General features: G+C 70.1%; 10 protein-coding genes, 1 pseudogene and 1 riboswitch. Of the genes and pseudogenes, 10 read left to right on the top strand and 1 reads right to left on the bottom strand.

Going from position 1 to position 11,398, the window contains the following annotated elements; translation table 11 throughout:
• From QM682_RS01895 to QM682_RS01875, 5 genes are all read left to right on the top strand, one after another.
• A partial coding sequence (locus QM682_RS01895; RefSeq protein ID WP_415126519.1) for a hypothetical protein occupies nucleotides 1-220 on the top strand: 220 nt, incomplete at its 5' end.
• 55 nt (nucleotides 221-275) lie between these two features.
• Nucleotides 276-1,370: an MlaE family ABC transporter permease gene (locus QM682_RS01890; RefSeq protein WP_415126517.1), complete on the top strand. Its 1,095-nt coding sequence runs from the start codon at nucleotides 276-278 to the stop codon at nucleotides 1,368-1,370.
• A complete protein-coding gene (locus tag QM682_RS01885; RefSeq protein WP_415126515.1) occupies nucleotides 1,367-2,134 on the top strand; it encodes an ABC transporter ATP-binding protein in 768 nt (255 codons plus the stop codon). The genes QM682_RS01890 and QM682_RS01885 overlap by 4 nt, the downstream gene beginning before the upstream one ends.
• A gap of 3 nt (nucleotides 2,135-2,137) precedes the next feature.
• Nucleotides 2,138-3,439 carry an MlaD family protein gene (locus QM682_RS01880; protein ID WP_415126513.1) on the top strand — a complete coding sequence of 434 codons (1,302 nt, stop codon included), beginning with the start codon at nucleotides 2,138-2,140 and terminating at the stop codon, nucleotides 3,437-3,439.
• 10 nt (nucleotides 3,440-3,449) lie between these two features.
• Entirely contained in the window at nucleotides 3,450-4,082 is a 633-nt protein-coding gene (locus QM682_RS01875; RefSeq protein WP_415126511.1) for an ABC-type transport auxiliary lipoprotein family protein, read from the top strand.
• Here the strand turns inward: QM682_RS01875 and cobO are convergent.
• A complete protein-coding gene (gene cobO / locus QM682_RS01870) occupies nucleotides 4,079-4,690 on the bottom strand; it encodes a cob(I)yrinic acid a,c-diamide adenosyltransferase (protein WP_415126509.1) in 612 nt (203 codons plus the stop codon). The genes QM682_RS01875 and cobO overlap by 4 nt on opposite strands.
• A gap of 54 nt (nucleotides 4,691-4,744) precedes the next feature.
• Nucleotides 4,745-4,911, top strand: a riboswitch (cobalamin riboswitch).
• A 104-nt stretch (nucleotides 4,912-5,015) separates the two neighbouring features.
• On the opposite strand from cobO, the gene QM682_RS01865 reads away from it, so the two are divergent.
• From QM682_RS01865 to QM682_RS01845, 5 genes and pseudogenes are all read left to right on the top strand, one after another.
• Nucleotides 5,016-5,369: a DUF1636 family protein gene (locus QM682_RS01865; RefSeq protein WP_415126507.1), complete on the top strand. Its 354-nt coding sequence runs from the start codon at nucleotides 5,016-5,018 to the stop codon at nucleotides 5,367-5,369.
• A gap of 3 nt (nucleotides 5,370-5,372) precedes the next feature.
• Nucleotides 5,373-6,407, top strand: a complete 1,035-nt coding sequence (gene cobW / locus QM682_RS01860; RefSeq protein ID WP_415126505.1) for a cobalamin biosynthesis protein CobW — start codon at nucleotides 5,373-5,375, stop codon at nucleotides 6,405-6,407.
• Nucleotides 6,408-6,438: 31 nt separating this feature from the next.
• Nucleotides 6,439-9,582 carry a cobaltochelatase subunit CobN gene (gene cobN / locus QM682_RS01855; protein ID WP_415126503.1) on the top strand — a complete coding sequence of 1,048 codons (3,144 nt, stop codon included), beginning with the start codon at nucleotides 6,439-6,441 and terminating at the stop codon, nucleotides 9,580-9,582.
• Nucleotides 9,579-9,806: pseudogene (locus QM682_RS01850) on the top strand (precorrin-3B synthase); the annotation flags it as partial. The gene cobN and the pseudogene QM682_RS01850, both read left to right, overlap by 4 nt.
• 963 nt (nucleotides 9,807-10,769) lie before the next feature.
• Nucleotides 10,770-11,396, top strand: a complete 627-nt coding sequence (locus QM682_RS01845) for a precorrin-8X methylmutase (RefSeq protein ID WP_415126533.1) — start codon at nucleotides 10,770-10,772, stop codon at nucleotides 11,394-11,396.
• Nucleotides 11,397-11,398 lie beyond the last annotated feature (2 nt).

Here is an 11,398-nt window from a genome sequence, read left to right as displayed (position 1 = left end):
CTCGGTCGAGGGCAGCGCCTTCGCCCATGCGCTGCTGTCCATGGCCGAGGGGGGCGCGATGCTGACGATCCAGCCGCCCTGGAGATTCAACAATCCCTGGAAGGACTATACCGACGCCTTGGGCATGCGTTATGGCTATGTTCTGGCCCAGGGCGGACCCAGCGAATTCCGCCTGGACCCGGACGACCTGCTGCGCAGCCTCGATCTGGCAAGGGTTTGACATTCGGGCGCGATAGCCGGAAGACTGGCCGCGAACCGCGCCGCCGGAACCGAAGATGACCGACCTGCCCCAGAACCCTCGGCTGAACGCCGCGCTGGATGACGGAACCTTGCGCCTTTCGGGCGAATTCTCGGTCTGGACCCTGCCCGACCTGCCCCAGGGGGCCGATGCCGCGCGCCACATCGCGCTGGAGGGGTTGACCCGTTTCGACACCGCCGCCGCCTGGTATCTGGCCGGGCGCGCCGGCGAAGGCGCGCGGATCCAGGGCCTGACACCGCGCCAGAGCCAGCTTCTGACCGCCGTGACCCGCGCCGCCCCCAGCCCCGAGGCCGCGCCGGCAGCCCTGCTGGGCTGGCGCTTCCTGCTGGACGCGACCGGGCGCAGGGTCGTGGCGGGGCTGGGCTTCCTGCGTGAACTGGCCGAATATCTGGGCCGCTTCCTTGCCGCCCTGCTGCGCGCCATGCGCCACCCCTCCGAATTCCGGCTGACCTCGCTGGTCTATCATTGCCAGGAAACGGGCCTGCGCGCCGTGCCCATCGTGGCGCTGATGTCCTTTCTGATCGGGGTCGTGCTGGCCTTTCAGGGCGCGGCCCAGCTTAGCCAGTTCGGGGCCGAGATCTTCGTCGTGGACCTGATCGCCATTTCCATCCTGCGTGAGCTTGGCATCCTTCTGACCGCGATCATCGTGGCGGGGCGGACCGCCTCGGCGCTGACGGCCGCCATCGGCTCGATGAAGATGCGCGAAGAGATCGACGCCATGCGCACGCTGGGCATGGACCCGGACATGGTGCTGGTCCTGCCGCGCATCCTGGCGCTGGTGATCACGCTGCCGATCCTGGGGCTGATCGCCAACCTGGCCGGGCTGGTCGGCGGCGCGCTGATGTCCTGGATCGAGCTTGGCATCTCGCCCTCGATGTTCCGCTATCAGTTGCTGGCCGATACGGATGTCTCGAACGTGCTGGTGGGCGTGCTGAAGGCGCCGGTCTTTGCGCTGGTGATCGGGGTGATCGGCTGCCATGCCGGGATGAAGGTCGGCAAGGACGCCGAATCGCTGGGCGCGCAGACATCGACCGCGGTGGTGAACGCGATCTTCGCCGTCATCGTCATCGACGCGCTTTTCTCGGTCTTCTTCGCCGAGGTGGGGCTGTGACCCAGGACGTGATCCAGGTGCGCGGCCTGCGCACCCAGTTCGGGCGCCATGTCGTCCATGACGGCCTGGACCTGGACCTGAGGCGGGGCGAGATCCTGGGCGTGGTCGGGGGGTCGGGCACCGGGAAATCGGTGCTTCTGCGCACCATCGTCGGGCTGAACCGCCCGGCGGCCGGGGCGGTGCGGGTGCTGGGCCAGGACGTGGCGGCACTGTCCGGCCCCGCGCGCGAGGCGCTGGAGCGCCGCTGGGGCGTGATGTTCCAGGACGGCGCGCTGTTTTCAGCCCTGACCGTGCAAGAGAATGTCGAGGTGCCCTTGCGCGCCGTGCCGGGCCTTTCGGACGCGCAGCGCGAAGGGCTGGCGCAGCTCAAGGTTTCGATGGCGGGGCTGCCCTGGAACGCGAACGGCAAATATCCCTCGGATCTGTCGGGGGGGATGAAGAAGCGCGCGGGCCTGGCGCGGGCCCTGGCGCTGGACCCCGAGATCGTCTTTCTGGACGAGCCGACCGCCGGGCTGGACCCGATCGGCGCCGATGCCTTCGACCGGCTGATCGTGGGCCTGCGCGATGCGCTGAACCTCTCGGTCTTTCTGGTGACGCATGATCTGGATACGCTGCATGCCTGCTGTGACCGCATTGCTGTGCTGTCGCAAAAGCGGGTGCTCGTCACCGGCACCATGGCCGACATGCTGACCGTGGACGACCCCTGGGTGCATGAATACTTTCACGGACCGCGCGCCCGTGCCGCCATGACGGAAAAGGACTAGGCGATGGAGACCAAGGCCAATTACGCCCTGATCGGCGGTTTCACCATCGCGGGATTCCTGGGCATCCTCGCCTTCCTGCTGTGGTTCGCGAAACTGGAGCTGAACCGGCAATTCGCCTATTACGACGTGTATTTCCCCGAGGTTTCGGGGCTGACGGTCTCGTCTACCGTGACCTATGCCGGGCTGACGGTGGGCAAGGTCGTCGATATGCGGCTGGCCTCGGGACCGAACGGGGCGGTGCGCGTGCGCGTCGAGGTGGCCGAGGACACCCCGATCCGCACCGACAGCCGCGCCTCGATCGAAATCACCGGCGTCACCGGCGTCGCCAATGTGGCGATCACCTCGGGCGCGGCGGATGCGCCCCTGCTGCGCGTGGCCCAGCCCGACGGCGTGCCGGTGATCGCGGCCAACCGCTCGGCCCTGCAAACGCTGGCGGATCAAGGCCCCGAGATGATCTCGCGGCTGAACACCGTGGCCGAGCAGATGACCCGGCTGCTGGGCGAGGAAAACCAAGGCCGCGTGGCCCGGATCCTGAACAATGTCGAGCGTTCCTCGGCCAATCTGGACAAGGCGCTGGCGGATGTGACCAAGGCCACCGATTCCATCGCCTCGGCTGCGGGGGACATCTCGGCCTTCGGGACCAAGCTCGACAGCCTGGGCGCGGCGGCGCAGGTGACGCTGGGCAATGCCGACACGGCGCTGACGCAGTTCGACGACACCGCCCGGCGCGCCAGCACCGCGCTCGACGCCGGCACGGCGACGCTGGAAGAGGTGCGGGCCTATGTCTCGGGCGACCTGAGCGGGCTGACCGCGAAGCTGGACCAGGCCGCCGAGGTGCTGGGCCAGGACCTGACGCGGCTGACCGCGCGGGCGGGAACCACGCTGGACAATCTGGACGCGGCACTGAGCGTCGGGCAGCGCACGCTTGCCAGCGCGCAAGGCGCCTTCAGCAGCGCCGACCGCGTGATGAACAGCCAGATCGAGCCGGTCGCGGCCGATTTCCGCGCCACGCTTGCCCGTTTCAACGACAGTATCGGCACCTTGACCCAGGACATCCCCGAAATCACCGCCCGCCTGCGCCGCGCCGCCGACAGCGCGGATGCGGGCTTCGCCAGCCTGCGCGCGATGCTGGACGGCGCCCGCGCGCCCGTGCAAGCCTTCGCGCGTGAGGGGTTGCCGCAATTCACCCGGCTGGCCGCCGATCTGCGGACCCTGTCCCAGAACGTCAACCAGCTTGTCGGCACGCTGCGCCGCAACCCGTCCCAGATCATCACCGGGCCGAAGACCCCCGAATTCCGCCGCTGAAGGAGCCGCCATGCCCAAGATCTTGCTTGCCCTGGCGCTTGCCGCCACCGCGCTTCTGCCGGGCTGCGGCGCGCTTTCGGCCCTGTCGGGCGGGCCCGATCGCGACGTGTTCGAACTGCGCCCGCCCGCGGGCGGGCCGTTTCGCTGCGGGCGCGGGCGGCTGGCCGAACTGGTGATCGAAGAGCCGAAGACGCGCGGCACGCTTGCCAGCGAACGCATCATGATCCGCCCCAATGCCTTGCAGACCCAATATCTGCCCGATGCGCAATGGGGCGATACCGTGCCCACCACCTTGCAGGATCTGCTGGTGCGGGCCTTCGGCGATTACGATGTGTTCACCCATGTCGGCCGCGCGCCGCTGGGCACGGCGGGCGACTATGCCCTGATCAGCGAGATCGAGGATTTCAACGCCGAGGTTCAGGGCAAGGGCGCCGTGGTCAAGCTTTCCGTCGCGGCCCAGATCGTGCGCGAGATGGACGCCCAGGTCGTCGCGCGGGGCCGTTTCGCGGCCGAGGGCGCGGCGCCCTCGACCCGGACCAGCGACCTGATCCCGGCCTTCGACGCCGCCTCGCAGCAGCTTCTGACGCAGATGACGGATTGGGGCCTGCGCGGGATCGGGGTCAGTCCGGGGGCCTGCCGCTAGAACTCGACGCCCGGCTGGGCCTTGATGCCATAGCGGAAAGGGTGCTTCACCGCCTCCATCTCGGTCACAAGATCGGCCAGATCGATCAGTTCCGGTCTGGCGTTGCGGCCGGTCAGCACCACATGGGTCATGGGCGGCTTTTCCGCGCGCAGGAAGGCCACCACCTCGGCCACGTCCAGATAGTCATAGCGCAGCGCGATGTTGATCTCATCCAGCAGGACCATGCGGATTTCGGGATCGCGGATCAGTTCGCGGGCCTTGTCCCAGCCCGCGCGGGCGGCGGCGATGTCGCGGGCCTTGTCCTGGGTTTCCCAGGTAAAGCCTTCGCCCATGGCGTGGAACCGGCACAGATCGCCGAAATGCGTGGTCAGCAGCCGCCGTTCGCCGGTGTCCCAGGCGCCCTTGATGAACTGCACCACGGCGCAGGGCATGCCATGCGCGATGCAGCGCAGGATCATGCCGAACCCCGAGGACGATTTGCCCTTGCCCTTGCCGGTATGGACGATGACCAGCCCCTTCTCGCCCTGCTTTTCCTGCATCATCCGGTCGCGGGCGGCCTTGACCTTGGCCATTTTCTCGGCATGGCGGGCATTCTCGTCGGCATCCATCGGACGCTCCTTCGCTTGACAAGTCGGGACCGGGCGCGCACAGACGGGACGCGCCGGTTCCTGTTTATGACAGGTGAAAAGGGAATGCGACGGGGGAAAGCCCGGAATGCAGCCGCCCCCGCGACCGTGACCGGAAAGGTCGCCCATCGCCACTGGCACATGCCGGGAAGGCCGGGCGCCCGTGGGCCAAGGCCCGGATCCGCAAGCCGGGAGACCTGCCGCGCGAAGGATTGACCGGCGGACGGGGTGTTCCGGCTGGGGCTTGTGCGGCATCCGCCGCCCGCTCGCCCATGCCCCGACCCGCCTTGAGGGGATGGAAGGGCCGATGACCGTCACGCTGCATGTCTGTATCACCTGCCGCGCCGGCCAGCCGCTGGTCGAGGGCGAGCCCGTGCTGGGCGCGCGCCTGCATGCCGCATTGACCGGGCAGGGCGCGCCGGAAGGCGTGCGGATCGTCCCGGTCGAGTGCCTTTCGGCCTGCGCGAACGGCGCCGCCCTGGCACTGAGCGCGCCGGGCCGATGGAGCTATGTCTACGGCCACATGGCGCCCGGCGACGCCGCCCAGATCCTGCAAGGCGCCGGTGCCTATGCGCTGGCCCCCGACGGCATCGTGCCCTGGCGCGAGCGCCCCGCCATTTTCCGCAAGCGCAGCCTCGCGCGTATTCCTCCGATTGGATAAGACATGACCGACCTGACCAAGACCCCCGTGACCGTCATCACCGGCTTTCTGGGCGCCGGCAAGACCACGCTGATCCGCCACCTCATGTCCCAGCCGCAGGGCAAGCGCCTGGCGGTGCTGGTCAACGAATTCGGCACCATGGGCGTCGACGGCGATATCCTGAAATCCTGCGCCGACGAGAATTGCCCCGAGGAGAACATCCTGGAACTGTCGAACGGCTGCATCTGCTGCACCGTGGCCGACGACTTCATCCCGACGCTGGAAAAGCTGATGGCGATGCCCAGGAAGCCCGACCATATCCTGATCGAGACCTCGGGCCTGGCGCTGCCCAAGCCGCTCTTGAAGGCGTTCGACTGGCCGGCGATCCGCTCGCGCATCACCGTGGACGGGGTGATCGCGCTGGCCGATGCCGAGGCGGTGGCCGCCGGCCGCTTCGCCCCCGACGAGGCCGCCGTCGAGGCGCAGCGCGCGGCCGACGACAGCCTGGACCATGAGACGCCGCTTTCCGAGGTGTTCGAGGATCAGATCGCCTGCGCCGACATCGTGCTTTTGTCCAAGGCAGATCTGGCCGGCGACGCGGGCCTTGCCGCCGCCCGCGCCGTGATCGAGGCCGAGGCCCCGCGCAAGCTGCCGATCCTGGCCCTGACCGATGGCGTGATCGACCCGCGCGTGATCCTGGGCCTGGGCGCGGCGGCCGAGGACGACCTGGCCGCGCGCCCCAGCCATCACGACGGCGCGGACGACCATGAACATGACGATTTCGATTCCGTGGTGATCGAGTTGCCGGAAATCTCCGACCCCGCCGACCTGGCGGCCCGGATCGAGCGGCTGGCGCGCGAACGGAGCATCCTGCGCGTCAAGGGCCATGTCGCCGTCGCCGGCAAGCCGATGCGCCTTTTGGTGCAGGCGGTGGGCGAACGGGTGCGGCATCAATACGACCGGCCCTGGGGCGGCACGCCCCGCGCCTCGCGCCTTGTCGTGATCGCCGAACATGACGATATTGATCCGGCCGCGATCCGACAGATCCTGACCGACTGAACGCGACCGGAGGGGCCGAAAGGAGGGCCGATTGCACGTCGTCTTTCGCGACAGCCGGGGGCTTGAGGACACCGAGACCCCGACCGATCCCGGCCAGAGCCCGGCCCCTCTGGTCGCGCTCTCCTATTCCGATAGCGACCTTGGGGCCTTCGCGGCCGGCTGGCATCGCGCGGCGGGGGGGCTGCCGGCGCTGCGGCTGTGCAACCTGACGGCACTGCGCCATCCGGTCTCGGTCGATCAGTATTGCGAGACGACGCTTGCGGGGGCAAAGGCAGTGCTGGTTCGCCTGATCGGGGGCGAGGCTTACTGGCATTACGGTGTCGCCAGCCTGCAAGACCTGGCTCGCCGCCGCGGCATCGCGCTGGCGCTTCTGCCCGCGGATGGGCGGGCGGATCCGGTGCTGGACCGCTTTTCCAACCTGCCGGTTCCGGTGCTGCGGCGGCTGGCGGCGCTTTGCGACCAGGGCGGGGCGGTGGCGGCGCAGATGGCGCTGGCGGAACTGGCGGCTGCCGCCGGCCTGCCCGCCACGCCGGTCCAGGGACAGGCCGCGATACCGGATTTCGGCTTTTACGATCCTGATCAGGGGGTGGTGCCGGCCCCCGCGCCAGGGATACTGGTCAGCTTTTACCGCAGCTATCTGACCAGCGCCGACCTCGGCCCGGTCGATGCGATGATCCGCGCCCTGCGGGCGGCGGGCCTGCCCGCCACTGGGGTCTTCGCGCCCTCGCTGAAATCGCCGGGATTCGCGGATTTCCTGGCCCCGCATCTGGGCGGCATCCGGGCGGTGGTGAACCTGACCGCCTTCTCGGCCCGCGACGATGCGGGAACGACGCCCTTCGGCGGTGACCCTCCGGTGTTCCAGGTCGCGCTGTCTACCGCCCCGCGCGAACTGTGGGCGGGTGAGGAACGCGGCCTTTCCGCCGCCGACCTTGCCATGCATGTCGTCCTGCCCGAGGTCGATGGCCGCATCTTCCTGGGCGCGATCAGCTTCAAGCAGGCGCAGCCCCGCGACCCGGACCTGCAATGCGCGCGCCTGGTCCACGCCCCCGATGCCGCGCTGATCGCCCACGCGATCGGGCGGATCAAGGCGCGGCTAACGCTGCCCGCGCCTTGCCGGGCGGTGGTGCTGTCCACCTATCCCGGCAAGACGCATCAACTGGCCCATGCGGTGGGGCTGGACGCGCTGGCATCGGTCGGCGCCATGCTGGGGCTGGACCATGCCGGCCTGGCGCGGCGGCTGCTGGCCGAGCGTATCCATTGGCCGCTGGCGGATTACCTTGCGGCGCTGGCGACCCTGCCGCAACCCCTGCGCGACGACCTGGACATGGCCTGGGGCCAACCGCCGGACGGCTTCGCCTTCGCCGCCATCCGCCACGGTCCCGACCTGATCGCCCTGCAACCCGAACGCGGCGCGGTGCGGACCCGCGGCGACGATTACCACGACCTGTCCCGCACCCCGCGCCACGAATATGTCGCCTTCTACCTGTGGTTGCGCACCCAGGCGCAGGCGCTGGTCCATATGGGTGCGCATGGCACGCTGGAATGGCTGCCGGGCAAATCGGTGGCGCTGTCGGACGGCTGCTGGCCGCAGGCGCTGCTGGGCGATCTGCCGGTGATCTATCCCTTCATCGTCAACGACCCCGGCGAGGCCGCGCAGGCCAAGCGCCGGCTCTCGGCGGTAACGCTGGGCCATCTGCCGCCGCCGCTGGTCGATTCGAATCTGCCCGAGAACCTGACCCATCTGGAGCGCCTGCTGGACGAATATTCCACCGCCGACGGGCTGGACCCGCGCCGCCGCGACCGGCTGATCGGGGCGATCCGCGACGAGGCCCGCGCGGCCGGCGTGGAAACCGACCTCGGCCTGCCCCCCGACGCCGCGCCGGCCGAGGCGATCCCGCTGATCGACCGCTTCCTTTGCGACCTCAAGGACAGCCGTTTCGGCGACGGGCTGCATATCTACGGCAGCGCGCCGGGCGAGACCGAGGGGCTCGCACATGCCTTGGCGGGCCGCCATGTCGCGCCCGGCCCCTCGGGTTCGCCCGCGCGGGGCAGGCAGGACGTGCTGCCGACGGGGCGCAACCTCTTCACCGTGGACCCCCGCGCCGTCCCCTCACGCAATGCCCATGCCCAGGGCGTGAAACTGGCCGAGGAACTGCTGCGCCGCCATCTCCAGGACCATGGCGACTGGCCCAAAGGGCTGGTGGTCGACCTGTGGGGCAGCGCCACCATGCGCACGGCGGGCGAGGAATTCGCCATGGCGCTGCATCTGGCGGGCCTGCGGCCGCGCTGGGACGCGGGCTCGGGCCGGGTGAACGGGGTCGAGATCCTGCCCCTGGCCGAACTGGGCCGGCCGCGCATCGACGTGACGCTGCGGGTCTCGGGCCTGTTTCGCGATGTATTCCCCGGCCTGGCGCAACTCTTCGAGACCGGCGCCGAAGCCCTGGCCACCCGCGACGAGGCCACGGCGGACAACCCCTACATCACGACGCGCGCACCCCGCGTCTTCGGCCCCAGGCCGGGGCTTTACGGGCTGGCCATCGCCGATCTGGCCGAAACCTTCACCGCCGAGGCCCGCGCGGCGGCGGGCGAAGCCTGGCTCGCGGCCTCGTCCCATGCCATCGGCGCGGATGGAGCGATCACGCATCAGCCGCAGGCGATCCGCGACCGGCTGGCGGGGGCCGATGCCTTCGTCCATGCACAGGACCTGCCCGAATCCGATCTGCTGCTGGCCAGCGACTATGCCGCGCACGAAGCCGGCTTCGCCGCCGCCATGGCCCGGATCGGTGCCCCCGCGCCCGCGCTCTATCACCTGGACGCCACCCGCCCCGATACGCCCCATGCGCGTCCGCTGACCCAGGAAATCGCCCGCGTCGCCCGTGCCCGCGCCGCCGATCCCGCCTGGGCGGACGGCATGATGCGCCATGGCTTTCGCGGCGCGGCCGAAATCGCGGCGACGCTGGACCATATGGCGGCCTTCGCCAATCTGGCCGGCGTGGTGCCGGGGCATCTGTTCGACCTCTATCACCAGGCGACACTGGAACGGCCCGATCTGGTCGCCTTCATGGCACGCGAGAACCCGCAGGCGCTGGCCGCGATGCGGGCAATGTTCGCGCGGCTGCTCGACTCGGGGCTTTGGATCACGCGGCGCAATTCCGTCCTGGGGATGGCACCATGAGCTTTCTGGTCAAGGGCTGGTGCCCCGGCGCATGGCGGCCGATGCGGTCGGGCGACGGGCTGGTGCTGCGCATCCGGCCACGCAATGGCCTGCTGCTGCCCGAACAGACCCAAGCCATTGCCGACCTGTCGCAGCGGCTGGGGAACGGGCTGATCGACCTGACCAGCCGCGCCAACCTGCAATTGCGCGGCCTGGATCAGGACGGCCATGCCCAGGCGCTGGCGACCCTCGCCGAACTGAACCTGCTGGACCCGACACCCCAGGCCGAGGCGCGGCGCAATATCATCCTGTCTCCCTTTGCCCCGCTGAACGGTCCGGCCTGGCGGGCGGCCGAAGCCCTCGCCGCCGCCCTCGCGGCGCCCGACGCGCCGCAACTGCCGGCCAAGTTCGGCTTCGCCGTCGAAACCGACCCGCCGGTGCTGCAAGACGCGCCGGCCGACATCCGCCTCCACCCGCAGGGCGCGGGCTGGCTGGTCCTGCCCGAGGGGGGCGGCTGGGGATTGCCCGCCGGGGACGCGCAAAAAGCCGCCGCCCGCGCCCTGGACCTCGCCCGCTGGTTCCTGGCGGATGGCCTCCATAACGGGCGCGGCCGGATGCGCGATCACCTGCACCGGAACCCCGAACCGCCGCAGGACGCGCTGGCCCCTTCTTTGCTTTCCAAATACCCATGCGGCGGCGCCGATCCGCAAGCGACCTCGCCCCCCACTCCGGGCCGAACGCCGCAAGGCTGGCTGCTGGGCTTCGCCTTCGGCCAGATTTCGGCCAGCCAGCTCGCGGCGATCAAAGCGCCCTTGCGGCTGACCCCCTGGAGAATGCTGCTGCTGGAAACCTCGGAGCGGCCGCGGATCTTGGGGGCCATCGAGGCCCCCGGCGATCCGATGCTGCGCATCTCGGCCTGCACCGGCGCACCGCGCTGCCCGCAGGGCAAGGCGGATGCGCGCGGCCTTGCCCGCAGCCTTGCCCCATATCTCGGCACGCGCAGCCTGCATGTCAGCGGCTGCGCCAAGGGCTGCGCGCGGCGGGGCCACGCCGACATCACGCTGGTCGCGGCGGGCGCGGACCGCTTCGACCTGATCCGGGACGGCCGCGTCGGCGATCCGCCGCAGGCCCGGCCGCGCGGGCGCGACATCCCGCGCTTGATCGCGCCCGCCGCGCGTGACATGACCCGAAAAAATCAGGGCTCGACCATGCATAGCTACGAAACCGACGGCGCGGCGATCTATCGCCAGTCCTTCGCCACCATCCGGGCCGAGGCCAACCTGACCCGCTTCTCGCCCGGGGAAGAGCCGGTCGTGGTGCGCATGATCCACGCTGCCGGGCTGGTGGGGCTGGAGCGCGACGTGCGCTTCTCTCCCGGCATGGCCGAGGCCGCCCGCGCGGCGCTTGAACAGGGCGCGCCGATCCTGTGCGACGCGCGCATGGTCAGCGAGGGGATCACCCGCCCCCGCCTGCCCGCCGGCAACCGCGTCATCTGCACCCTGCAAGACCCGCGCGTGCCGGACCTGGCTGCGCGGATGGGCAATACCCGCAGCGCGGCGGCGCTGGAACTGTGGCGCGACGATCTAGGCGGCGCCGTGGTCGCCATCGGCAATGCACCCACCGCCCTTTTCCACCTGCTGAACATGCTGCAAGACCCCGCCTGCCCGCGCCCGGCGGCGATCATCGGCTGCCCGGTGGGCTTCGTCGGCGCGGCCGAATCCAAGGACGCGCTGATGACCGACCTGCCCGCGCCCGCGCTGATCGTGCGGGGGCGGCTTGGCGGCTCGGCCATCACCGTCGCCGCCGTCAACGCGCTTGCCAGCCGAAAGGAATGAGC

This window comes from Paracoccus sp. (in: a-proteobacteria), from assembly GCF_047605025.1.
In the GTDB taxonomy this organism is placed as follows: Bacteria; Pseudomonadota; Alphaproteobacteria; order Rhodobacterales; family Rhodobacteraceae; genus Paracoccus.
Note: the sequence above shows the minus strand (reverse complement) of the source record. Positions and strands in the feature narration are given on the sequence as shown.

Excerpts from the sequence above, each read along its gene's own strand:
- QM682_RS01890 (WP_415126517.1), top strand. The coding sequence starts at position 276 with ATGACCGACCTGCCCCAGAACCCTCGGCTGAACGCCGCGCTGGATGAC.
- QM682_RS01880 (WP_415126513.1), top strand. The coding sequence starts at position 2,138 with ATGGAGACCAAGGCCAATTACGCCCTGATCGGCGGTTTCACCATCGCG.
- QM682_RS01875 (WP_415126511.1), top strand. The coding sequence starts at position 3,450 with ATGCCCAAGATCTTGCTTGCCCTGGCGCTTGCCGCCACCGCGCTTCTG.
- cobO (WP_415126509.1), bottom strand. The coding sequence starts at position 4,690 with ATGGATGCCGACGAGAATGCCCGCCATGCCGAGAAAATGGCCAAGGTC.
- QM682_RS01865 (WP_415126507.1), top strand. The coding sequence starts at position 5,016 with ATGACCGTCACGCTGCATGTCTGTATCACCTGCCGCGCCGGCCAGCCG.
- cobW (WP_415126505.1), top strand. The coding sequence starts at position 5,373 with ATGACCGACCTGACCAAGACCCCCGTGACCGTCATCACCGGCTTTCTG.
- QM682_RS01845 (WP_415126533.1), top strand. The coding sequence starts at position 10,770 with ATGCATAGCTACGAAACCGACGGCGCGGCGATCTATCGCCAGTCCTTC.